General features: G+C 57.4%; 24 protein-coding genes. 23 read left to right on the top strand and 1 reads right to left on the bottom strand.

The window, feature by feature from the left end:
• Nucleotides 1-48: 48 nt before the first annotated feature.
• From L248_RS00620 to L248_RS00675, 12 genes are all read left to right on the top strand, one after another.
• Entirely contained in the window at nucleotides 49-2,703 is a 2,655-nt protein-coding gene (locus tag L248_RS00620) for a valine--tRNA ligase (RefSeq protein ID WP_040534143.1), read from the top strand.
• Nucleotides 2,700-4,001: a bifunctional folylpolyglutamate synthase/dihydrofolate synthase gene (locus L248_RS00625; protein ID WP_022528083.1), complete on the top strand. Its 1,302-nt coding sequence runs from the start codon at nucleotides 2,700-2,702 to the stop codon at nucleotides 3,999-4,001. The genes L248_RS00620 and L248_RS00625 overlap by 4 nt, the downstream gene beginning before the upstream one ends.
• Nucleotides 3,998-4,648, top strand: a complete 651-nt coding sequence (locus L248_RS00630) for an HAD family hydrolase (protein ID WP_022528084.1) — start codon at nucleotides 3,998-4,000, stop codon at nucleotides 4,646-4,648. Before L248_RS00625 ends, L248_RS00630 begins: the two co-directional genes overlap by 4 nt.
• A gap of 69 nt (nucleotides 4,649-4,717) precedes the next feature.
• Complete coding sequence (radC, locus tag L248_RS00635; protein ID WP_022528085.1) at nucleotides 4,718-5,392, top strand: RadC family protein; 675 nt, start codon at nucleotides 4,718-4,720, stop codon at nucleotides 5,390-5,392.
• A 204-nt stretch (nucleotides 5,393-5,596) separates the two neighbouring features.
• Complete coding sequence (locus tag L248_RS00640) at nucleotides 5,597-6,601, top strand: rod shape-determining protein (RefSeq protein ID WP_022528086.1); 1,005 nt, start codon at nucleotides 5,597-5,599, stop codon at nucleotides 6,599-6,601.
• Between the two features lie 71 nt (nucleotides 6,602-6,672).
• On the top strand, nucleotides 6,673-7,533 hold the full coding sequence (gene mreC, locus L248_RS00645; RefSeq protein ID WP_022528087.1) for a rod shape-determining protein MreC: 861 nt from the start codon (nucleotides 6,673-6,675) through the stop codon (nucleotides 7,531-7,533).
• A gap of 2 nt (nucleotides 7,534-7,535) precedes the next feature.
• Nucleotides 7,536-8,057, top strand: coding sequence for a rod shape-determining protein MreD (gene mreD, locus L248_RS00650; RefSeq protein ID WP_040534145.1), 522 nt, complete (start codon nucleotides 7,536-7,538; stop codon nucleotides 8,055-8,057).
• Between the two features lie 25 nt (nucleotides 8,058-8,082).
• Nucleotides 8,083-8,751: a septum site-determining protein MinC gene (locus L248_RS00655; RefSeq protein ID WP_022528089.1), complete on the top strand. Its 669-nt coding sequence runs from the start codon at nucleotides 8,083-8,085 to the stop codon at nucleotides 8,749-8,751.
• 3 nt (nucleotides 8,752-8,754) lie between these two features.
• Nucleotides 8,755-9,552, top strand: coding sequence for a septum site-determining protein MinD (gene minD / locus L248_RS00660; RefSeq protein WP_022528090.1), 798 nt, complete (start codon nucleotides 8,755-8,757; stop codon nucleotides 9,550-9,552).
• Nucleotides 9,553-9,973: 421 nt separating this feature from the next.
• Nucleotides 9,974-10,621, top strand: coding sequence for an amino acid ABC transporter permease (locus tag L248_RS00665; RefSeq protein WP_022528091.1), 648 nt, complete (start codon nucleotides 9,974-9,976; stop codon nucleotides 10,619-10,621).
• An 18-nt stretch (nucleotides 10,622-10,639) separates the two neighbouring features.
• Nucleotides 10,640-11,293 carry an amino acid ABC transporter ATP-binding protein gene (locus L248_RS00670; protein WP_040534147.1) on the top strand — a complete coding sequence of 218 codons (654 nt, stop codon included), beginning with the start codon at nucleotides 10,640-10,642 and terminating at the stop codon, nucleotides 11,291-11,293.
• Nucleotides 11,274-12,137, top strand: a complete 864-nt coding sequence (locus tag L248_RS00675; protein WP_022528093.1) for an amino acid ABC transporter substrate-binding protein — start codon at nucleotides 11,274-11,276, stop codon at nucleotides 12,135-12,137. Before L248_RS00670 ends, L248_RS00675 begins: the two co-directional genes overlap by 20 nt.
• Here L248_RS00675 and L248_RS15515 read toward each other — a convergent pair.
• Nucleotides 12,100-12,219 (bottom strand): DUF4044 domain-containing protein, encoded by a 120-nt coding sequence (locus tag L248_RS15515; protein WP_040534149.1) that lies wholly within the window; start codon nucleotides 12,217-12,219, stop codon nucleotides 12,100-12,102. The genes L248_RS00675 and L248_RS15515 overlap by 38 nt on opposite strands.
• 84 nt (nucleotides 12,220-12,303) lie before the next feature.
• Between L248_RS15515 and L248_RS00685 the strand changes: the two genes are divergently transcribed.
• From L248_RS00685 to ftsZ, 11 genes are all read left to right on the top strand, one after another.
• Nucleotides 12,304-12,666: a DUF3397 family protein gene (locus L248_RS00685; protein ID WP_022528095.1), complete on the top strand. Its 363-nt coding sequence runs from the start codon at nucleotides 12,304-12,306 to the stop codon at nucleotides 12,664-12,666.
• Between the two features lie 224 nt (nucleotides 12,667-12,890).
• Nucleotides 12,891-13,322 (top strand): division/cell wall cluster transcriptional repressor MraZ, encoded by a 432-nt coding sequence (gene mraZ, locus L248_RS00690; protein WP_022528096.1) that lies wholly within the window; start codon nucleotides 12,891-12,893, stop codon nucleotides 13,320-13,322.
• A gap of 13 nt (nucleotides 13,323-13,335) precedes the next feature.
• On the top strand, nucleotides 13,336-14,292 hold the full coding sequence (gene rsmH, locus L248_RS00695) for a 16S rRNA (cytosine(1402)-N(4))-methyltransferase RsmH (protein WP_155828536.1): 957 nt from the start codon (nucleotides 13,336-13,338) through the stop codon (nucleotides 14,290-14,292).
• Nucleotides 14,293-14,316: 24 nt separating this feature from the next.
• Nucleotides 14,317-14,706 carry a cell division protein FtsL gene (ftsL, locus tag L248_RS00700; RefSeq protein WP_022528098.1) on the top strand — a complete coding sequence of 130 codons (390 nt, stop codon included), beginning with the start codon at nucleotides 14,317-14,319 and terminating at the stop codon, nucleotides 14,704-14,706.
• Nucleotides 14,706-16,904: a penicillin-binding protein gene (locus L248_RS00705; RefSeq protein ID WP_040534151.1), complete on the top strand. Its 2,199-nt coding sequence runs from the start codon at nucleotides 14,706-14,708 to the stop codon at nucleotides 16,902-16,904. Before ftsL ends, L248_RS00705 begins: the two co-directional genes overlap by 1 nt.
• Before the next feature lie 15 nt (nucleotides 16,905-16,919).
• Complete coding sequence (gene mraY / locus L248_RS00710) at nucleotides 16,920-17,870, top strand: phospho-N-acetylmuramoyl-pentapeptide-transferase (protein ID WP_022528100.1); 951 nt, start codon at nucleotides 16,920-16,922, stop codon at nucleotides 17,868-17,870.
• Between the two features lie 19 nt (nucleotides 17,871-17,889).
• Nucleotides 17,890-19,269 (top strand): UDP-N-acetylmuramoyl-L-alanine--D-glutamate ligase, encoded by a 1,380-nt coding sequence (gene murD / locus L248_RS00715; protein WP_022528101.1) that lies wholly within the window; start codon nucleotides 17,890-17,892, stop codon nucleotides 19,267-19,269.
• Nucleotides 19,266-20,369: an undecaprenyldiphospho-muramoylpentapeptide beta-N-acetylglucosaminyltransferase gene (murG, locus tag L248_RS00720; RefSeq protein WP_040534153.1), complete on the top strand. Its 1,104-nt coding sequence runs from the start codon at nucleotides 19,266-19,268 to the stop codon at nucleotides 20,367-20,369. Before murD ends, murG begins: the two co-directional genes overlap by 4 nt.
• A gap of 32 nt (nucleotides 20,370-20,401) precedes the next feature.
• Nucleotides 20,402-21,283, top strand: a complete 882-nt coding sequence (locus tag L248_RS00725) for a cell division protein FtsQ/DivIB (protein ID WP_022528103.1) — start codon at nucleotides 20,402-20,404, stop codon at nucleotides 21,281-21,283.
• Between the two features lie 144 nt (nucleotides 21,284-21,427).
• Nucleotides 21,428-22,795, top strand: coding sequence for a cell division protein FtsA (gene ftsA, locus L248_RS00730; protein ID WP_022528104.1), 1,368 nt, complete (start codon nucleotides 21,428-21,430; stop codon nucleotides 22,793-22,795).
• Between the two features lie 27 nt (nucleotides 22,796-22,822).
• Entirely contained in the window at nucleotides 22,823-24,139 is a 1,317-nt protein-coding gene (gene ftsZ / locus L248_RS00735; RefSeq protein WP_022528105.1) for a cell division protein FtsZ, read from the top strand.
• The last annotated feature ends 3 nt before the right edge of the window (nucleotides 24,140-24,142 follow it).

Consider the following 24,142-nt stretch of genomic DNA (forward strand, 5'->3'; position numbering starts at 1 on the left):
TCCGGAACCTTTCTCCCCTCGATCAATACTTATGAAGGAGTGAACGCAATGACTGAATCAGATATGTCCATCAAATACGAGCCCACGGCCGTCGAAGCTGGGGTCTATAAGAAATGGCGCGACGCGGGGTACTTCAAGCCCAGCGGCGACAAGAAAGCCAAACCTTACAGCATCGTTATTCCGCCGCCGAACGTGACCGGCAAACTGCACATGGGCCACGCCTGGGACACGACGTTCCAAGATATGATCATCCGCCAGAAGCGGATGCAGGGCTACGATACCCTGTGGCTGCCGGGCATGGACCACGCTGGCATCGCCACCCAAGCCAAGGTGGAAGCCAAGCTGCGCAAGCAGGGCATCTCCCGCTACGACTTGGGCCGGGAGAAGTTCATCCAAGAGGTCTGGAAGTGGAAGGACGAATACGCCAAGACGATCCACGAGCAGTGGGCCAAGCTAGGCTTGTCTTTGGACTACTCTCGGGAACGGTTTACGCTGGATGAAGGCCTGAACAAAGCCGTCCGGACGGTCTTTGTTGATCTGTACAAGGAAGGCCTGATCTATCGCGGCGAGTACATCATTAACTGGGACCCGGAGCTGCGCACGGCCCTTTCTGACATCGAAGTGATCCACCAGGACGATAAGGGTGCCTTCTATCACGTGAAGTATCCGTATACGGACGGCAGCGGCTACATTGAGATTGCCACGACCCGGCCGGAGACGATGCTGGGCGATACAGCGATTGCGGTGCACCCCAATGACGAACGGTACAAGGACGTCGTCGGAAAGACAGTCATCCTGCCTCTGGTCGGCCGGGAGATTCCCATCATTGCGGACCATTACGTGGACATGCAGTTCGGGACCGGCGCCGTGAAGATCACACCGGCTCACGACCCCAACGACTTCGAGGTCGGCAACCGGCACAACCTGGAGCGGATCAACATCCTTAACGATGACGCCACGATGAACGAGAAGACCGGTAAGTACCAGGGCATGGACCGCTTTGAGGCACGCAAGGCCATCGTTGCCGATCTGAAGAAAGAGGGCTACTTGCTCTCCGTGGAGCCCATCGTCCACAGTGTGGGTCACTCCGAACGCTCTGGCGTTCAAGTGGAACCGCGTCTGTCTACCCAGTGGTTCGTCAAGATGAAACCGCTGGCCGAACAGCTGCTGGCGCAGCAGAAGACGGCGGACAAGGTCACTTTCGTTCCTGACCGCTTCGAGCACAACTTGACCAACTGGATGGAAAACATCCACGACTGGGTCATTTCCCGCCAGCTGTGGTGGGGTCACCGGATCCCCGCCTGGTACAAGAAGGGGACCAAGGAAATTTACGTTGGCATGGAGCCGCCCAAGGATCCCGAGAATTGGGAACAGGACCCAGATGTGTTGGATACTTGGTTCTCCAGTGCCCTGTGGCCGTTCTCCACGCTGGGCTGGCCGGACACCGACGCGCCGGATTACAAGCGCTACTTCCCGACCAACACGCTGGTCACCGGCTACGACATCATTCCCTTCTGGGTTGCTCGAATGATTTTCCAGAGCGAGCACTTCACCCATCAGCGCCCGTTTGAACACGTTTTGATCCATGGTTTAATGCGGGATTCTCAAGGCAGAAAGATGTCCAAGTCCCTGGGCAACGGCATCGACCCGATGGATATTATTAAGAAATACGGTGCCGACGCCCTGCGCTGGTACCTGTCCACCAGTTCGACCCCGGGCCAAGACGCCAACTTCAGCGAGCAAAAACTGGAGGCGGCCTGGAACTTCATTAACAAGATCTGGAACATTTCCCGTTTCGTACTGATGAACTTGGCGGACACCCCGGCCAGCACGACGCCGCCAGACCCGGCTGAGTTTGACTTGGCCGACCGCTGGATCTTCCACGAACTGAACGAGACGATCAAGAAGGTCACCCGCCTTTCTGAACAATTCGAATTCGGGGAAGCCGGCCGGGCGTTGTACAATTTCACCTGGAACGATTTTGCTGACTGGTACGTCGAGATGAGCAAGGAAGTCTTGTACGGAGACGATGAGCAGAAAAAGGCGGCTAAGCGCCGGAACCTGCTCTGGGTTCTGGACATGACGCTGCGTATGCTCCACCCGACCATGCCTTTCGTCACCGAGAAGATTTGGCAGGCACTGCCGCACACCGGAGAAACGATCATGCTGGCCCAGTATCCGCTGGCTCACGACCAGTTCACCGACGCCCAAGCGGCCAGTGATATGAATTGGATCATTGCTTTGGTACGGGCCACCCGGAACTTGCGCACCCAGGCCAATGCGCCGATGAGCAAGCCGATCCATTTACAGGTATTTATGGCTGAACCCCGGCTCGCGACGGTCTTCGATACTAACAAGCCGTTTATTCAGCGCTTCGTGAACGCCAGCCAGATGGATGCCTTGACCGGCAGCCAGCCGGCAGCGTCGGCCCAGATGATGACCGCCGTCATTCCCGGCGGGGAAGTGATCGTGCCGCTGAACGAATTGGTCGACATGAAGGCTGAGATTGCCCGATTAACCAAAGAACAGACCCGTCTGCAGAACGAAGTCAGTCGGGCCGATAAGAAATTGGCGAACCAGGGCTTTGTCAGCAAGGCCCCGGCAGCCGTTGTGGCGGACATGAAAGACAAGCGGGCGGCTTACCAAGAGCAGCTGACCACGTTGACCCAGCGGCTGGCCGATCTGCAGGACACCGCAGAATGAATTACCAAGAGACCCTGGCCTTTATCCACAGCCGGCCGCGCCTGCACCGCGGGCACGAATTGACGTGGATCAAAACGCTGCTGGCGGCTTTGGACCACCCTGAACGGCACGGGCAGTACGTCCACATCACGGGGACGAACGGCAAGGGGTCGGTGGCGACGATGACCGCCGCCATGCTCCAAGCAGCCGGGTTGCACGTGGGCCGCTTCATTTCGCCGTATATTACCCGCTTCAACGAGCGGTTTCAGGTGGACGGCATGGACATCAGCGATGACGCGCTGGCCGCCGCAGCGACTCACGTGGCCGCCGTCCTGGCGCAAATTCAGAAGACCGCACCGGATTTTGCGGTCACGGAGTTCGAGTTTGTCACTGCGCTGGGCTATTACTGGTTTGCCCAGCAGCACGTGGATGTGGCGGTCATTGAGGTCGGCATCGGCGGAGCCCACGACAAGACCAACGTGATCCAACCGGCCGTCAGTGCCATTACGACGGTCGGTGCGGACCATTTGGAATTGATTGGCCCCACCTTGAACGATGTCGCCCAGGAGAAATCCGGGGTAATCAAGCCCCATACGCCGGTGGTCCTGGGGGCCATTGCACCCGCCCAAACGGCGGTGATCACGGCGGTCGCAGCCGCCCAGCAGGCGCCCGTTTACCGTTATGGTCAGGACTTCAGTGTGCAGCACGCCCGGTTACGCCCAGCCCAGCATGCTTGGCAGTTTGATTACGTCCGCGGCGATGCCGGCATCGCCAAATTACGTCTGCCCAGCATCTCGGAGTATGAAGTACAAAATGCGGCGGTGGCGATTACCGTCAGTCAGCTGTACATGGCTGCGCAAGACCATGTCTTGACGCCGGCGGCTGTGCAGACTGGACTCAGCAATTTCCGCTGGCCCGGCCGGATGGAACTGCTCCAAGAAGCGCCATACCTGATGCTGGACGGTGCGCATAACGTGCCCGCCGCCAAGGCGCTGATCACCAGTGTCAAGAAGGCCTTCCCGGGGGTGTCCGTCCATCTGATTGCCGCTTTTCTGAAAGATAAGGACGTGACTGACATGCTGGCGCTGTATCAGCGGGCCGGTTGGGACGTGACTGGGACCGATTTTCCGGATGCCCGGTTATTGGCCTTGACCGATTGGCCGGCCACCCAACCGCCGATTCCCCGCGTGGCGGGCTGGCAGCGGGCCTTGGCCGGCGTGCTCCAAAGCGCCGACGCTGGCGACTTGATTCTCATGGCCGGGTCGTTGCACTTTGTGTCGCTGGTGCGGAACACATTATTGAAGGAGGCCGATTCGTGAAATTCGACGGCGTGATATTCGACATGGACGGGGTGCTGGTCGACTCCGAGCGGATGTACCTGCGGGCCAACTTGGCCGCTGGGCAGGCCCAGGGCTTGACCTTGACGGCGGCTGATTACGCACCGCTGGCCGGCGCAGCGAACGCAGACGCCAAGATTTTCTTCCAAAAATATTTCCCGGGCGAAAAAGCCCAGGAATTCTTGGATGATACCTATGCGTTGGTGGATCAGTACGTGGCCGCCGGTGACTTAAAGATCAAGCCCGGGGTCAAGACGCTGCTGACCACTTTACACCAGAAAGGCATCCCCTTGGCCGTGGGGTCCAGTAATTACGGCCGGACGGTGAATGAATTTCTCACGGCCGTCGGCATCAAAGACGCCTTTGACCACATCATCACCAGTGATGACGTGGCGGCGGGTAAGCCGGCGCCGGACATCTTCCTGGCTGCCGCCCATGCTCTGCACATTGCCCCGGCCCGCGCACTGGTCGTCGAAGACTCAGCCAATGGTGTGCAAGCCGCCTTGAATGCGCGAATGACGCCGGTGCTGGTACCGGATCTGCGCAGTGCGGAAGAAATCCTGACGCCGATTCCCCAGCCCGTCCTGGTGGCCCCCCGCATCACCCATATTGCTCATTTGTTCGATTAAGTGAGAAAAAACACCGTTGGCAGCGCGCCAGCGGTGTTTTTTTGCGTAATGTAACACGTAAGAGAAAGGATGATGACGATGAATACCAACGCCGCCATGCTGCCCCGGGAAAAAGCCAGCCAATTCGGGGTCAGTGCCCTCACCGATGAAGAACTGATCGTGCTTCTCATCGGTTCCGGCTCCAAACACCAGACCGTTTTTCAAATTGCCGAAGGCGTGGTGCAAACGTACCAATATTTGCCCCGGCTCCAGCAAGCAAGTATCACCGAATTAAGCCAGCAGCGGGGGATTGGACCGGCCCGAGCGACCTTGATTGCGGCCAGTATGGAACTCGGCCGGCGCTGTGCCCACCAGTTGGGGCACCGGTTCGGGACGGTCAATTCCGTTACGGAAGCAGCCGCCCACCTGGAGAATTACTTTGCGGGCGTCCACCAAGAAGAATTCATTGCCATTTATTTGGATGCCAAGAATGCAATCATTGCCCAAGAGGTCTTGTTCAAGGGAACGCTGACGGCGTCGATTGCGCATCCTCGGGAAGTCTTTGCGGGGGCGCTGCGTCACGCAGCGGCGACGGTCCTGGTCGCCCACAACCACCCCAGCGGGGATCCCACACCGTCAGAACAGGATCAGCTGCTCACGGAACGATTGGTCAGCGCCGGCCGAATTATTGGTATCGACGTGGTGGACCACTTGATCATTGGCCGCAATGCGTTCATTTCACTCCGCAGCGAAACGCCCTGGTGAGCCATGGATTTCATCAAGCTTTTCTAAAACCGGCCGTTTTCTGCCAAGTGAGCATGTTAGAATGTGTTACGGTGATTATCGATATGGCGACCAGTTTTCAGCAACTTGGGGCACGAGCCCGCCAACATAGTGGCGACAAGGCTTCTATGGTATAATTGTCGATATTAAATATCCGCGTGTGCGCTTTGAAGGAGAGAAACTTTCGTGTTTGGATTTGGTGCGAAAAATATCGGTATTGACCTAGGCACGGCCAATACATTGGTCTATGTGGAGGGCAAGGGTATTGTCCTGAATGAACCGTCTGTGGTCGCAAAAGATACCAGCACGGGTGATGTCCTCGCCGTTGGTTCCGAAGCCCGGGACATGATCGGCCGGACGCCGGCGAGTATCAAGGCGATCCGTCCAATGAAGGACGGGGTCATCGCCGACTACGATACCACGGTGGCGATGATGAAGTACTTCCTGCAAAAGTCCGGGGCGACGGGCAAACCGTACGTCATGGTTTGCGTGCCCTCGGGGGTAACAGAAGTCGAGAAGCGGGCGGTCACCGACGCTACCCGGGTCGCGGGGGCCAAGGATGCCTACGTGATTGAAGAACCATACGCTGCAGCGATTGGGGCCGGTCTGCCCGTCATGGACCCGACTGGCAGTATGGTCGTGGACATCGGCGGCGGCACCACGGACGTGGCGACGATTTCCCTGGGCGGGATCGTTTCGGCCCGGTCGATTCGAATGGCCGGCGATAAGATGGATGAAGCCATCATTTCTTACGTGCGCCAAGAGTTCAATCTCTTGATTGGCGAGCGGACCGCAGAAGAGATCAAGATGGAGATCGGTTCGGCTTCTGTGGAAGGGGCCAAGGATCTTGGTCCGATGTCCGTCCGCGGCCGCGACTTAGTGTCCGGCCTGCCCAAGACCATCGACGTATCCGGTGAAGATGTGGCTAAGGCCGTCCAAGAGGTCGTCCAGGCGATTATTGAGGCAATCAAGGATACATTGGAAGAAACGTCCCCGGAAATTGCGGCGGATGTGATCGATCGGGGGATCGTTCTCACGGGCGGCGGCGCTTTGTTGAAGAACCTGCCCGGGGTCATCTCGGATGCCACCGGCGTACCGGTGTTTATTGCCCAAGACCCGCTGGAATGTGTCGCCATCGGTACCGGTGAATCGCTGAAGCATATCGAATTGATGAAGCGGCGCTCCCGGTAATGTCGGTACCAGTTTTGAGCGGCTCGCCAGACCGATCAGCAAACCCACAAGCGGAAGGGTGAAGGACGGGCATGCGGAAATTTTTTGCCAATAAGAAGCTGATCATTGTCATGATCATCCTGATCGCGACGCTGAGCACCGTAGCGCTCTCTTTTCGTGTCCGCGAAAACCGGGCAGCGCCGCCGCTGGTCCAGCGGTTGGCCAACGACATCAGCAACGTGGCGGCGCAAGTCGTCTCGGCACCGATGGTGGCGGTTCATGCCGGCTACGATCAGGTGGGTGACTTGATCAATACCTATAATGAAAACCAAGCATTGAAGAAGAACATGACCCAGCTCCAGCAGACCCAAGCGACGAATGCCACCTTAAAGGCGGAGAATAAGCAGCTCAAAAAGCAGTTGAAGCTGAATGCCACGCTGTCCGATTACACTCAGATTCCGGCGAGTGTCGTGTCCCGGCAGCCGGCGGACTGGGAGAACATTTTCATGATCAACAAGGGCACCCACAGCGGTGTGAAGAAAAACATGCCGGTGGTCTCTGGGGCCGGTTTGATTGGCCGCGTGCTGGAAGTCCACAACTTTTCTGCCAAAGTCGAGCTGATCTCAACGGCCAATACCACAGCGGACCGTACGGCGGTGGAAATCGTCAACAAGAAAGAACAGCACATCAACGGCATCATCTCCGGGTACGACAAGCCCAGCGAGACGCTCTTGATGACTCAGATCAACACGAAGAACACCATTGAAAAGGGTGACACCGTCGTCACGTCCGGTCTGGGCGGGCTGACCCCTAAAGGCCTGTTCGTGGGTAAAGTGACTCAAATCAAAGATGATGATTACGGCCGGCCGGCCACCGTTTATGTCAAGCCGGCCACAGACTTGAATGACTTTTCCGTGGTCACGGTCATCAGCCGGGCCGTTCAGGGGGAATGATCATGGATCGACGACATTTTTGGCTGATCATGCTGTGGGCGGTTGTGGCCTTGTTTCTTGACGGGGCGGTGACCTACGCGCTGCAAGGGGTGCTGATTACCCCTCGGTGGCAAGTGGCCCCCAGCTTTTTATTATTATGGCTGGTCTACGTCTGCTACCTGCTGCCCACCGATTGGCGGATGCTGCTGGCCGGGCTCGTCCTGGGCGGCGTGTACGACATGTATTACTCGGGGATTATCGGTTTCTATGCCTTGGCATTCCCCGCCGTGATTTACGGCATTCGCTGGATTCGGCAGTATTTGCCCGTTAACGGACTGTATACCGTTCTGTTATACTTTATAAGTATTGTGGTCGTGACCAGCGGCGTCTACTTTGGCCACCGCTTCCTCGGGGTCGGCGGCGAAGGGTTCGTCGGCTTCGTCAGTCAGGTGCTGTGGCCGACGATCCTGGTCAACGTGGTGCTCGCGGGGGTGCTGTACGGTCCCTGTGTACGGCTGCTGACAAAGTGGCAGAGCGGCAAATAACGGAAACAGCGAAAGGGCGAAGACAATGGCAAGTGCGACACTGAAGGGACGCAAAGACGGCTATGAAGTCCAATTGGACGACGCGGCGTCGTTCGCGGATAATCTGACGGATCTTGGCGGCCTGCTGCGGCAGGTGCATGAGGCGCAGGCGGCTTTGCATGAAGATCAAGCCAACTTTGTGATCGTCACCGGCCGGCGGCTGCTGACGCCTGATCAGGAAATCGCTGTGCGGGCGCTGTTAGACCCGTATCCCCATTTCCAGATTACTGCGTTTAAGGCCGCCGTCATGGACGCTCATGACCTTTCTCCCCTAATTCGCCAGACCCACGTACCGGTGGCCATTGGCGTCATTCGCAGCGGCCAGGAGCGCCAGTTCGACGGTGATGTCTTGTTCATCGGGGCGCTGCACCATGGCGGGGTGCTCAAAGCCCGGGGCAGTGTCTTCCTGCTAGGGGAAGCCGCGGGGGTAATCCACGCCGGTTATCCGGATGATGCCGAAGCGGTGGTGGTCGGTGACTTGACCGGGGCGACGCAGGTGCGTATCGCCGATATGGTGGATATCGTGGATCAGGCTAACACTCACTTGACGGCCACCAGCTTCGCTTACGTGAACGATTTGCATGCGATCGATTATTCAGAATGCATCAATCTGCGCCAAATGCGGCCACGGTTGTATGCCCAAATGGAGGAATGATCTGTGCCGGCCATTTCATTAGTGATCACGTCCGGGAAGGGCGGCGTGGGTAAGACCACCGCGACAGCCAACATCGGAACGGCGCTGGCGATGATCGGCAAACGGGTCTGTGTCATCGACTTGGATCTGGGCCTGCGTAATTTGGATATTATGATCGGGTTAGGCAATCGTATTCTTTACGACATCGTTGATGTGGTCCAGGGACGGGCGACGCTGCACCAGGCCCTGGTCAAGGATACCCGCTTCGAAGACCGGCTGGTTTTGCTGCCGGCCGCCCAGAATGCAGACAAGAACGTCTTGACGCCGGCCTCTGTGCGCCAAATCGTCGATGCCTTGCGCAGTGAGTTCGATTACATCCTGCTGGACTGCCCGGCGGGAATCGAGCAGGGGTTTCGCAACGCGCTGGCCGGAGCGGATGGCGCGCTCATCGTGACGACCCCGGAGCTGTCCGCGTTAAGCGATGCCGACCGGGTCATTGGGCTGATTGAAGCGTACCACATGCCCATCGGTCCCCGCTTGATCGTCAACCGGGTGCAGGCGGCGATGATTGCGGCCGGGACCAGTCTGACGGTGGCGGCCATTGCCCACCGGCTCGCTTTGCCTTTGCTGGGTTACGTCGTGGATGATAATGCCATTATCACCGCGGATAATAATGGTGAACCGGTGGTGTTTGATACCCACTCCAAAGCCGGGGCGTGCTACCATAACATCACGGACCGGTTGTTGGATCCGCAAACCCCTTTGCTGCCGCTGATCACCAAGCAGCCGACATTTTGGCAAAAACTTTTTCGTCGGGCTTGACATTCATTCTCATACCCGTTATGATGTCTCTAATTTCATTTGTACGATAGGCGTGTCCGGAAGAGTAGCCGTTGGTTTCTGTTCAGAGAGTCCCTGGGTGGTGGAAAGGGATCTGAGCCGGCGGTGAACCACATCCGGATCGGCTGACCCCTGAACAGAGTAGGGGGCTCCGTTCGGTCCCGTTAGCGACCAAGCCGGTGATAGCCGGCGAGAAGAGTCTGCTGCTGCGACAGCGGGGCCGGTACTGCCGGTCCTGTGCCGCAATGGCGGAGAAGCTAAGGTGGGACAGCGCGAAAAACGCCCTTACGATCGAAAATTTTCGGTCGTGGGGGCGTTTTTTTGTTGGCTGAGCACGGGTGCGCCCCTGCCCGGACTTGTTCACAAATGAAGCCTTATCTGGTTCAAAAAGGAGGAAATTATCATGAATTGGCAATATATTGGTTCAATCCTGCCCGCACTTTTATCGGGGACCAAAATCACCCTGATTATTTTTCTCGGCACCTTAGTGCTTTCCATTCCCTTGGGGATCCTGGTCTCTGTGGGCCTGCGCAGTCGTTTCAAGCCGCTGGTTTGGCTGCTGGACGGCTACGTGTGGCTGATGCGGGGCACGCCCTTGTTACTGCAATTGATTTTCATCTTTTACGGCCTGCCGGTGATTGCCATTTACTTCGACCGGATGAGTGCCGTGTTCCTGGCGTTCGTCCTGAACTACGCGGCGTACTTTGCTGAGATTTTTCGCGGCGGCCTGCAAGCCATTCCCCAGGGGCAATATGATGCGGCCAAGGTGTTGAAACTGACCCCGTGGGAAACGTTCCGCTTGATCGTTTTGCCTCAGGTGGTGAAGAATGTCATTCCCGCCGTCGGTAATGAAGTCATCAACCTGATCAAGGATTCCTCCTTGGTGTACGTTCTGGGTATTGGCGATCTGCTGCGGGCCGGGAACATTGCCTCGGCACGGGACGTCACGCTGGTGCCGCTGGTACTGGTGGGCATCGTTTACCTGACGCTGACGGCCCTGCTCACGTGGGGGTTGCGGTCACTGGAGAAACACTACGCGTATTATCGCTGAACGAAGGAGATGGCAGTCATGTTAGAAATGAAAAATATCAATAAAGCGTTTGGCGATCGGATCATTTACCAGAACTTCAATCTCACGATCCAAGACGGGGAGACCCTCGGCATCGTGGGTCCCAGCGGTGCCGGCAAGACGACGCTGCTGCGCATGATCACCGGGTTGGAGCCCATCGATAGCGGGGCCCTCCTGCTGGACGGCCAGCCCATCGACCCCTACCGCAACCGGGCAGATGCCGGTAAAGTCGGTGTGGTCTTCCAAGACTTCCAGTTATTCCCGCACTTGAGTGTGTTAGCCAACGTCTTGGTCGGCCCCGTTTACGCCCAGAAAACAGATCGCGCCGCGGCCACGCAAGCCGCCACGGCCCTGTTGGACCAGCTGGGACTGGCCGACCACGCCCAGGACTATCCGTACCAGCTGTCGGGGGGCCAGCAGCAGCGGGTCGCGATTGCCCGGGCACTGGCGCTGAAGCCGGCAGTCTTGGCCTATGATGAACCGACGTCCGCCCTGGATCCGGCGATGACCACGGACGTGGCCCAGCTCATTAAAGGGTTTGCAACCCAGGGCATGACCCAATTGATCGTTACCCACGACATGCCCTTTATCGACCAAATCAAACCTCGGGTCATTACGGTGGGAGGTAAAGACAATGCCCAAACGACTGCGTAACGTTATTACCGGTATCTTGGCCGTCGTCCTGCTGCTCCTGAGTGCCGCCGGCTGTGCGCGGGAGATTCCCAAGGGGGATGCCACGAGTCAGATCGAACAGCGCGGCACGATCGTGGTGGGACTGGACGAGACCTTCGTGCCCATGGGCTTCCGGGCCAAAGACGGCCAGCTCTCTGGGTTTGACATTGATTTGGCGAAGGCGGTGGGTAAAAAAATCGGCCTGCGCATGGATTTTCAACCGATTGATTGGGATATGAAGGAAACTGAACTGCGCAACCACACCATCGATGTGATTTGGAACGGCTACACCATCACTGCCCAGCGTAAGAAGCAAGTCGCCTATTCGCTGCCCTACTTGATGAACCGGCAGATCATTGCTGTGACCAAGGCGAGCGGGATCCGGACGGTGGCGCAATTGAAAGGCAAGGTCGTGGGGGCCCAAACCGGGTCGTCGGCGGCGATGGATATCGACGACGAACCAAAGATACTCAAAAACAGGATCAAGGATAACACCCCGATCCTGTATGACAGTTATAATGATGCATTCATCGATTTAAAGGCCAACCGCATTCAGGGATTGGTCCTGGATTCCGTGTTCGGTGAGTATACGATCGCCCACTCAGCGGACCCCGGTGCGTATCGGGAACTGAACAGCGGTTTTCCCAGCGAAGAGTTCGCCGTCGGGATGCGCAAACAGGATGTTCGGTTACGGCAAAAAATTAACACGGCCCTGCGTGCCGCCGCGGCCGACGGCACGATTACCCGCCTCGCCAAGAAATGGTTCGGAGATGCCGCCGTGGTCTCGCCTACGCTGCGTTCGACAAGTAGTACACCGCGGCAATGACGATAGAGCCGACAGAGAAGATCAGCATCAGCCAAATGAAGACCCGCAAGATCTTGTCAAACGTGCTGCGTTCTTTTTTCAAGTTTAATCCCACCTTGTTTTTATCGCTGTGCTTAGTTTACTATTGATTGGAATAACTTTCAATTCAAGCCGAGGAGGGCGCAACATGGGTGACTGGATCTACCTGGCGTTTTTACCGATCATCATGGTGCTGGGCGGTGGCGGTTATAATTACCTTTCCGCCCGCTGGCATGGTAAGCCGCTGCACTTGGTGAACTGGCTGGTTCTGCCGCAATTCCTGGGCGTCTTCATTCTGACCTATCCTGCCGGCGGGGTGGGCATGAGCCTGCTGCCAATCTGTGTCTTGACGGCGGTGGTCTTCGGCTTGGTCTACTTGGTCTTCAAGATCGTTCGCGATCGGGATCTGCTTCTGGGGGAGTATTGGCGGTCGGTTTGGCGGTACTGGGCCCTGCTCAGCGGCGGCTGGTACGTGTTTGCTTTAGTGGTTTGGCTCGTGGCAAAAATATAGAATGAAACACCTGTTCTCAGTTGACTGGCATGCCGGTCAACTGTTTTTTTAATTTTGGTCATCATTTTTAGATCCGGTAATCGACCGTGTGTGCGTGTTTTCACAGCAATTCCGGGTATTTTTTTGCAAAAATGGAAAACTAAGCCCTTTTTGGGGCGAGTTGTGGTGGCGGGTGGGGGATTGTGGTAAACTTTATCTATCGGGATTCTTGGGGGGTGACGCACATGCTGATGGGTGAATATCACCACACGATCGACACCAAAGGGCGGTTGATCGTCCCGGCGAAATTCCGCTCAGAGTTAGGCGCCACCTTTGTTGTCACCCGGGGCTTGGACACGTGCCTATTTGGGTACCCGCTGCCCCAGTGGCAAAAGATTCAGGAACAGCTTGCTCACTTGCCCACGAATAAAAAAGACGCACGTGCGTTCACTCGATTCTTCTATTCCGCTGCTGCAGAAGTGGTCCTGGACAAACAAGGCCGCATCAATGTGCCGGATAACTTGCGGGATTTTGCGCATTTGACGAAAGAGTGCGTCTTCGTGGGCGTCGCCAGCCGCATTGAGATTTGGGCGGCACCGACGTGGGCGAAGTACATGGACCAATCCTCGGCGAATTTTGATTCGTTGGCAGAGGATCTCATGGATATCGATCTTTAAGAAAGAAAGGAGCATCGTCGTGGCCTTTGTGCACCATACGGTTTTACGGAAAGAAGCGGTGGCCGGTCTGGCCATTCAGCCGGGCGGGACATACGTCGACGCCACGTTCGGCCGCGGGGGCCACACGGCCCTGATTCTCCAAGAGCTAGCCGGCAGCGGCCAAGTGATCGCCTTCGATTCTGATGAAGCGGCCATTACGGCGGGTCACGATCGGTTCGCGGACCAGCTGGCAGCGAATCAGCTGGTCTTGGTCCATGATAATTTCCGCCATTTATCCCGGGTCCTGCACCAAGTAACGACGGCACCCATTCGCGGGGTGCTGTATGACCTGGGCGTGTCGTCACCGCAATTCGATGATCCCCGCCGGGGCTTTTCTTACCGCTTCGACAGTCCCTTGGATATGCGCATGGACCAAAGCCAGCCGCTCTCGGCTCAGACCATCATCAATGAATGGGACCAGCGGGAGCTGACCCGGATCATTCACCGGTACGGGGAAGAACGTTTCGCCGGCGCCATTGCCAAGCGCATCGTCGCGCGGCGGGCGAGCGCCCCAATCACCACCACCGGAGAACTGGTCGAGATTATCAAAGAAGCGATTCCGGCGGCCGCCCGGCGTACCGGCGGTAATCCGGCCAAGCGGACGTTCCAAGCGATCCGAATCGCCGTCAACGACGAACTGGGGGCCTTAGAGGATTCCTTGGAAGAAGCCGTTGCCGTGTTGGGCCCGGGGGGGCGCTTGAGTGTGATCACCTTCCAATCACTGGAAGATCGCGTGGTCAAACATGTCATGCAAAAACACGCCACCAGCGATCTGCCGGCGGATCTGCCGATTTTGGGAACACCGGCAGACGTGGATTTGAAGCTGGTGACGCGCAAGCCGATCCGGCCGACAGAGACTGAACTCGAAGAAAATCATCGGGCGCACAGTGCCCGGCTGCGAATCGCAGAAAAAGTGATGCGTGAAAATTAATTTATTGGGTGTAAGGAGTTGTTGATGATGATCGAACAGAAAGACCTGGATTGGGGCCAGGGGAGTGCAGCCCCGCAACGGAAGACGGCGCCAACCCCGCAGGCTGCCCCGCAAAGTGCCCCGGCCGCGGTCCCGCGGCGGGTGCCGTTAAGCGGCTGGGAACGGGTCCTGGTGACGGCTATTGCCGCCGTATGCGGTTTCTTCATGCTGACGATCGTCAGCGTACAAGTCTCTGTCTCCACGACGCAGCGTCAATACCAGAATGTCACGGCCACCGTCAACGAAAAAAAGAGTCAAAATAATGACCTCCAGCAGGAGATTGGCGAGCTGACGAGTTCAGAACGATTGAACGCGTTTGCCAAAGCCCATGGTCTCACGCTGATCGAGGGCAATATAAGGAACATCAGTAAATAATGAAATCTCCGAATTCTCAACGAAAGTCCCCGAACCCGAAGACTCGACGCAATCGCCAAATCGTTGGTATCGTGCTATTGGCGACGGCGCTGTTCTTCTTCGGCGCCGTCGTCTTTCGCTTTTTTAATATTACGATCAGCGGCCAGGTCGATGGGGTCAAACTGGCGGACAGAACCCGGCGCCAATACACCCGGGAGACGGTTTTGAAAGCCAAGCGGGGGACCATCTACGCCAGCAATGGCGACGTTATCGCCGAGGATTCGAACGTGTACACGCTTTATGCCATTATTGACCATGATTACGTGGACCTGGCTGGGAAACCGCTGTATGTCACCGATAAAAAGAAAACGGCCCAAGTGCTGAGCCAGTATCTGAGCCTTTCTGCCAGTCAAATCGAGAAGATCCTCAATCCTGCAGCCAATCCCAAGACAAAAAAGAAGCCGTTCCAGGTGGAGCTGGGCAATGCCGGGAAAAATATCGACCTGGCGACGAAGAAAGAGATCGATAAGCAGCACCTGTCCGGGATCAACTTCCGCGCCCAACCGTCCCGCCTCTATCCCAACGGGACCTTCGCGAGTCACGTGATCGGTATTGCCCAGTTGAAGAATCCGAAAGAAAATGCCAGTGATTCTGACGCTCAGCTCACCGGGGTGATGGGCATCGAGAAGTACTTCAACACCCAGCTGAGCGGTATCAACGGCCGCCAGCAGATTCAAACGGATGCGAATGGGTACGAACTGCCCCTGTCGAAGGTCGTTACTAAGAAAGCCAAGGACGGGGACAGTCTGACCCTGACCATTGATGCCCGGCTGCAGAACAACTTGGAGACACTGATGCAGAACGTCCAGGATAAGTACCAGCCTGTGGGCATGAACGCCATCCTAATGAATGCCAAGACCGGGGCTATTTTGGCCGCCAGCCAGCGGCCCACCTTCGATGCCTCGACCATGAAGGGCCTGGGCAGTGTCTGGCGGGACACCTTGGTGGAAGATGCGTACGAACCGGGCTCCGTCATGAAGGTACTGTCCATGGCGGCGGTGGTGGATTCCGGCCATTACGATCCCAACGCGACCTATCAATCCGGGGCTGTTACCCTGGACGGCAGCACTGTGCGGGACTGGAACTATTCCGGCTGGGGGACCATTCCTTACAGTCAGGTCTTGACCCGGTCCAGCAACGTCGGCATGGTGCACTTGGAAGAGCTGATGGGGGCGGCCACGTGGAAGAAATACTTGACCCGCTTCCACATGGGGGAGAAAACCGGCATCACCCTGCCCGGCGAAGTGAGCGGGATGTACCAGTTTGGCCGGGCCATCGACCAGGCCAACACATCCTTCGGGCAAGCCATCAACGTCACCGCGGTGCAAATGATGCAGGCCTTCTCGGCGGTGGCCAATGGCGGTAAAATGGTCCAGCCGCAAATCGTCAGCAAGATCAAGAATCCGCTGACCGGTAAGACCAAGACGTATCAGCCCAAAGTCGTCGGTCAGCCGATCAGCGCCGCCACCGCCGCCAATGTGCTGGGTCAGATGCGGACCGTGGTGAACAATAAAGAAATCGGTACAGGGGCCGCCTACCAGCTCCCAGGCGTGGACTTGGCCGTCAAGACCGGGACTGCCCAAATTGCCAATCCCAAGGGCGGCGGCTACTTGACCGGGGACAGCAATTACATCTTCTCCGTCGTCGGGATGGCCCCGGCCAGCAATCCGCAGTACATCCTGTACATCACGATGCAGCAGCCCAAGAAGATGACGGCGCCGGCCGAAACGATCTTGGCGAGCATCTTTAAGCCGATGATGACCCGGGTCCTTAGCTATGGGGCCCAAGGCAGCACCGCCGCCACGAAACAGGTGACGATGCCCAACGTGACCAACCAAACCACGGCGGAAGCCAAGGCAGCGCTGGCTAACGCGGGGCTGACGCCAGTGCTGGTCGGCAGCGGCACGCACATCGTGCAGCAGCTGCCGGCGGCCAACAGCCACGTCTTGGCGGGCCAGCGGGCAGTGCTCCTCACCGATGGGGCGGCGCTCATGCCCAGTGTGACAGGGTGGTCAAAAAATGATATTTTGAAACTGGCGCAAATTACGGGTATCCAGGTCAACTTTACAGGGACCGGGTACGCCGTCGCGCAGAGCTTGCCGGCTAATTCGGTGATCACCACGAATAGTACAGTCTCTGTGACATTACAATCCCGATAGGTGGAGAGAAGACACATGAGCGCATTGTTGACAGTACTGGTCAGTTTTTGTTTAACCGCTGCGGTGGAACCGCTGCTGATCCGTTATTTCCGGCGGCACCACGAAGGCCAGAAAATACGGCAGGAGGGGCCCAAATGGCACGCGAAGAAGAGCGGCACCCCGACAATGGGGGGCATCGGCTTCATCGTGGTGATCGTAGTCACCGTCCTGGCTGCCGCCGCGACCCACAGCCTGCACCGGACGCTGCTGGTGGCCTTGCTGGTACTGCTGGGCTTTGGTCTGATCGGTTTTGCCGACGACGGCATGAAGCTCTTTTATAAGCGCAACATGGGCCTCAAGGCCTGGCAAAAACTGCTGGGCCAAATCGTGATCAGTGCGATCTTTCTCTGGGTCTATTTCTCAGAAAAGATGCCGTACAGCTTGTACATTCCCTTCGTCGGGGTCGTTGCCGACAGCGTGTTTTTCGCGGCGTTTGCGCTGTTCTGGCTGGTCGGGTTCTCTAATGCCGTCAACTTGACCGACGGCTTGGACGGGCTGGTCAGCGGGTTAGGGATCATCGCCTTTGGTGTTTATGCCATCATTGCCTGGCAGGATGCCCGCACCGATGTGCTGCTGATCTGCTTGGCGGTAGTCGGAGCACTGGCGGCCTTTCTCCTCTTCAACCACAAACCGGCTAAGATCTTCATGGGCGACGTCGGCTCGCTGGCCTTGGGCGGCTTGCTGGCGGCGGTCTCGATCATGCTCCACCGGGAATGGTCGCTGCTGCTGGTGGGCATCGTGTTCGTCTGCGAGACCGCCAGTGTGATCCTCCAGGTGGGCAGCTTCAAGCTGACCGGCAAGCGGCTGTTCAAGATGACCCCGATTCACCACCACTTCGAGATGCTGGGCTGGAGTGAGTGGCGTGTGGTGCTGACTTTCTGGACGGTCGGTGCGCTCGGCGGGATTCTATACTTAATGATTTGGTAGTTTAGAGGGAGCGAACGTTGTGAAGAAAATCGAGACATATCGGAATAAGAAAGTATTGGTGATGGGTTTGGCTAAGAGCGGGGCGAATGCGGCGCGGCTGCTGCAGCAGCTGGGGGCTTTCGTCACCGTCACGGACATCAAACCCTTCGACCAGAACCCGGCCGCCCAGGCCCTGCTGGACGAGGGTGTGCGGGTGATTACCGGCGAACAGCCGCTGGCCTTGCTCGATGAAGACTTTGCCCTGATGGTCAAAAATCCGGGCATCCCGTACGACAATCCGTTCGTGGATAAAGCAGAGAAGCGGGGTATTCCGATCATCACGGAACCAGAATTGGCCTACGAAATATCCGCTGCCCCCTGGGTGACGATCACCGGCACGAACGGGAAAACGACGACGACCACGCTGATCGCCGAGATGCTCAACGCTGACCGCGCTCAAGGCAAGGCGTATTTGGCGGGCAACATTGGCATTCCCGCCAGCGCTGTCGCTGAGAAGGTCACCCCGGCCGATACGATGGTCGTGGAGATGTCCAGTTTCCAGCTGGCCGGTACGACCCAGCTGCACCCGCACATTGCCGTGCTCACCAATATTTATTCCGCTCATCTCGACTACCACAAGACCCGCGCCAATTACATCAATGCCAAGATGAAGATGGTGGCCAATCAGACCGCTGACGATTACTTTGTGGTCAATTGGGACCGGGACGAGTGGCAGCAGCTGGCGCAGCGGACCAAGGCCCAGGTGGTGCCTTTCTCCCGCCAGAACCTGACCCATGACGGGGCTTACTTAGAAGACGGCACGCTGTACTTCCAAGGGACGCCAATCATCAAAGCGGACGACATCCGCATTCCTGGTGCCCACAACATAGAAAATGCCCTGGCGGCCATCGCCGCAGCCAAGTTGGCCGGGCAAGCGGATAACGCCGCCATTGCCCATGTCTTGAAGACCTTCCCCGGTGTGAAGCACCGCATGCAATATGTGGAGACGTGGCAGGGCCGCAAGATTTACAACGATTCCAAGGCTACCAATATCGTCTCGACTGAAGTCGCGCTGCGCTCGTTCCCTGGCCCCGTCGTCCTCATTGGCGGCGGTCTGGACCGCGGCTTTACTTTTGAAAAACTGATTCCGCTGCTGAAAGACCACGTCCACACCATGGTCGTGTATGGCCAGACCAAGCAGCTGATGGCCGACGTCGCGAAGAAGGCGGGGATCACCGACCTGCACATCGTCGATACGCTGGATGACGCGGTCCCGGTCGCACTGCGGGAGAGCCGTCCTGGCGACGTCGTCATCCTCAGCCCTGCTGCTGCCAGTTGGGATCAGTTCCACACGTTCGAAGAGCGGGGCGACCGGTTCATTGCGGATGTGAATCAGTTTATTAAGGAGAATCCGGCATGAGAGTGATCGTATCCGGCGGCGGTACCGGGGGGCATATCTACCCAGCACTGGCGCTCATCAAGCGGCTTCAAGAACGGCAGCTGCTCGACGCCGTTCTGTATGTCGGCACCCCCAAGGGACTAGAAAGCCGCATCGTACCGGCGGCAAATATTCCCTTTGAGACGATTACCCTGCAAGGGTTCAAACGCAAATTGACCTGGGACAACGTGCATACTGTGCAGCTGTTTCTCCAGGCCGTCCGCCGGGCGAAGGCCATCGTCAAGGAGTTTCAACCCGATGTGGTGATCGGTACGGGCGGCTACGTCAGTTCTGCCATCGTGTACGCCGCGGCCAAAGCCCATGTGCCCACCTTGATCCACGAACAGAATTCTGTGGCCGGGATCACCAACAAGTTTTTGGGTCATTACGTGGACCGCATCCTGATTGCCTTCCCGGAAGTGGCAGACCAGTTCAAGCATGAGCAAAATAAGATTATGCTGGTGGGCAATCCCCGGGCCCAAGAAGTGGCCGGTTTAGCCCCGAATGAGCGGTTGAACGAATTCGGGTTGGTACCAGGCCGGGCGACGGTCCTGATCTTTGGCGGCAGCCGGGGGGCTGCACCGATCAATCAAGCCGTCAGCGAGGCCATTCCCGAGTTTGCCGGCCAAAGCTACCAAGTCCTCTTCGTCACTGGCAATGCCCATTTTCAGGCTGTGACAGAGAAGCTGGCTGGCGTGAAGATTCCTGGGAACGTTAAGGTCGTGCCCTATGTTGACAACATGCCGGCGATTTTACCAGACGTGACCTTACTGGTGGGTCGAGCGGGCGCCACCAGCATTGCCGAGATCACCGCGTTGGGGATCCCCAGTATCTTGATTCCGTCACCGTATGTGACTCATAACCATCAAGTGAAGAACGCGCAGGCGTTAGCCGCCAGCGGGGCCGCTGTGGTCCTGCCGGAATCCGACTTGACTGGCAAATCGCTGCTGAATGCCATCACGGTGATTATGGGGGATGACGACCGCCAGAAGCGGATGCATACGGCTACGCTGGCGCTGGGCCACCCGCATGCCGCCGACGACATTATCACGATCATGCAGTCACTCATGCCGCATTCGTAATCCGATAGTCAGGTGAGAAAGGGGGCAGCCGCATGGCCCGGCGCAAACCGCAAGGGAAAACCAAGGTGGATCCAGAAAAAACGATCAAGCCTTGGGAAGAATACCTGCACAAGGAGCAGACCAAAGAGCAGAAAAATGCCCGTCGCCAGTACCGCGCTCCGCTGCATGTATCCAAGACGCTGCCCCAGCTCAAGCGGACCCGGCTCAGTCGGCTGGTGCGCAATGTCGTCATCGTCTTGGCCATACTGCTGACGATCGGCGGCAGCGCTGCTTACTTTCTCACGCCCTTCAGCCGGGTGCGTGAAATCTCGGTGACGGGGACCACGATTGCTGCGGACCAAGCCGTCATCGACCAAAGCGGTATCCGCAGCGGGGCGGGCCTGTTCCACGTGTTCCTCCACCGCCAAGATTACACCCGGCACCTGCTCAAGCAGATGCCGCTGTTGAAGAAAGTGGCCATCAAGCGGACCGGGATCAATGACATTGTGTTGCAGGTCAAGGAATACCCTGTGGTCGGCTATGCGGTTAAGGCAGGGATTTATCATCCGATTCTGAGTACCGGCACCGTGGTTAGCGGTGGTCAAAGCAAGCCGGTGGGTAATTATCCCGTCTATGCCGACTTCACCAAAGCGGCTCATTTGCAGGCAGCGGTCAAAGTGTATGCGTCGCTCGCAGCGCACGTGCAGACGGATATCTCGGAGATTCATGATATTGGTGATAAAGACAATCCGAACCGGGTGATGCTTTACTTGAATGATGGGAACAAAGTCATCGCCGACCTTGATTCATTAAAGCAAAAGATGGTCTATTATCCGGCGATGAAGGCCCAGCTGAAAGGGCCAGGGATCGTAGATTTGGAGGTGGGGGCTTACGCCGTGCCGAACAGTACCGCAAAAGACACCAAGAAACCGTAATATGTATGCTTTCGGTTCCTTCCCCCCGACCCGGTGTGTTAGAATTTCATATAGTGAGTATGGCGTGGCGGTCTGCACTTTGGACCAGGCGGCATACAGTCCATTAATCGCAAATAACAAGGCGTTCGAAGGAGGCCACAATTCATGGACAAGTCCAAAGTGATCGTTGGGCTCGATATTGGTACCACTTCAATCAAAGTAATTGTGGCGGAATCGATTCAGAATCAATTGAACGTGATCGGTGTGGGGAGCGAGCGGTCTGAGGGGTTATCCCGGGGCGTCATCGTGGACATCGACAAGGCCAGTGCCTCGATCAAGAGTGCGGTGGCCCACGCGGAGAAGAAGGCCAACGTCCCGATCAATGCAGTCTATGCGGGGATTCCGGCCAACATGTTGAATATTGAAAAATGCGACGGCATTTTTGCTGTTGGGGAACCATCACGGGAGATTACTGCCCAGGATGTGGCTCAAGTGGTCAATTCAGCATTGATTCGGAACCTTCCGCCAGAACGGGAAATCGTTGATGTGCTGCCCTCGGAGTTCATTGTCGACGGATTCGACGGGATCAAAGACCCCCGCGGCATGGTGGGGACCCGGTTAGAGTTTCACGGAATCCTCTTCACAGCGGCAAAGACGGTGATCCACAACACCCGCAAGGCCATTGCCCAAGCGGGGCTTAACTTAGCCGGCTTGGTGATCAATCCCTTGGCACTGGGCCAACTGGTGCTGGATGACGGCGAGGCCGATTTCGGCACCATTGTCCTGGATTTGGGCGGCGGTCAGAGTACCGCGGCCGTCATCCACGACCATAAGCTCAAGTATTCCCACGTTGACCCTGAAGGCGGAGAATATATTACCAAAGATATTTCCGTGGTATTGAACACCACGCTGGCGAATGCTGAACGGTTGAAGCGGGAATATGGCAATGCCGACGCGGAGCTGGTCAGCAGTGACAACCAGTTTCCGGTGGCCATCGTCGGCCAAACCAACCCGCAAATGGTCGGGGAAGATTACTTGGCGGCCATCATTCAAGCCCGCGTTGAACAGATTCTGCAACGGTTAGGCGCCGGCCTGCGCCAAGTGCATGCCTTTGACTTGCCGGGCGGGATCGTCATCACCGGCGGCGTATCGGCGCTGCCCGGGGTGGTCGAGCTGGTTAAGAAAGTTTACCAGCGACCAGTTAAGCGCTATATCCCGGACCAGATGGGTCTGCGCCACCCCTCCTTTGCGCAAGGGCTGAGTATTGTTTCCTACATTGCCCAGTTGAGCGAAATCGATATCTTGATTCGCCGGGTCGTCGATCCAGCCGAGGCAGCGCCGCAACGGGCCGCTAGCCCAAGCCGGCCAGCTGCACCGGCACCGCAGCGGCCGACCGCCGAACGGCGCCCGGACACCGCCGGCAGCCGCCATCCGCAAAGCAGTCCAGCCGGCGAGCCGGCACCGGCCCCTAAGAAAAAGAAAAAAAAGACCAGTCAGCGAATCAAGAATCTCTTCACCAACTTTTTCGATTGATCGCCGATAACATGAGGAGGAACACGTATGGATTACAAGATGGAAAATACTGAGGTCCCCAGCGCTAAGATCAAAGTGATCGGCGTCGGCGGCGGGGGCGGCAATGCCGTCAACCGGATGATCGATGAAGGGGTGCAAGGTGTCGAATTTATTGTTGCCAATACCGATACCCAAGCACTGAGTGCCGCTAAGGCGGAGACCAAGATTCAATTGGGACCGAAGCTGACCCGCGGGTTGGGCGCCGGTTCCAATCCGGATATTGGTCAAAAAGCGGCTGCCGAAAGTGAAGAAGTGCTGGCCGACGCCTTAAAAGGGGCCGACATGGTCTTTGTCACAGCCGGCATGGGCGGTGGTACCGGGACTGGGGCAGCGCCCATCGTGGCCAAAATCGCCAAGGATTCCGGTGCACTGACCGTGGGTGTGGTGACCCGACCGTTCACCTTTGAAGGACCCAAGCGGGGGCGCAACGCGGCTGAAGGCATTGCCAACTTGAAGGCCAACGTGGATACCCTGGTCATTATCTCGAATAACCGCTTGCTGGAAACGGTGGATAAGAAGACACCGCTGCTGGAAGCCTTCCGGGATGCGGACAACGTCTTGCGCCAAGGTGTCCAAGGAATTTCTGACCTGATCACCTCCCCTGGCTACGTGAACTTGGACTTTGCGGACGTGAAAACGGTCATGGAGAATCAGGGCTCAGCCTTGATGGGTATCGGTTCTGCCACCGGTGAGAACCGCACCGTGGAAGCGACTAAGGCGGCAATTTCGTCACCGCTGCTGGAAGTCTCCATCGACGGGGCCAAGCAGGTGCTGCTGAATATCACCGGCGGCCCGGACCTGTCGCTCTTCGAAGCCCAGGACGCTTCGAGCATCGTTTCCGACGCGGCCACCCAGGACGTTAACATCATCTTCGGGACCTCGATCAATGAGAACCTGGGGGATGAAGTCGTGGTGACTGTCATTGCCACCGGGATTGACGACGCCGAACTGAAGGCCAAGGAGAAACAGGAAGACGCGCAGATGGCCCATGGCGGCCGGCCTGCCCGGGCGAGCCATACGGCGCCCACAGGCAACGCAAATGGCCAATCGGCCTCTCCGCAAGCTTCTCAGCCAACGCCGGCAGCACCGGGCCAACAGCCCGATGCCCGGGTGAGTGAGAAAGAAGATCCGTTATCCGATTGGAATCTCCTTAACCATTCCAGCCGCCGGAACAACCGCAATAGTGACGACAACAATGACGACAAGCCGGCGTTCGATATTTTCCATCAACCAGAAAACAACGTGAACAACACCGATGATGACGACGACAGCACGCCGCCGTTCTTCAAACATCGTAACCGGTAATGC

This window comes from Schleiferilactobacillus shenzhenensis LY-73 (genome assembly GCF_000469325.1).
Classification (GTDB): Bacteria; Bacillota; Bacilli; order Lactobacillales; family Lactobacillaceae; genus Schleiferilactobacillus; species Schleiferilactobacillus shenzhenensis.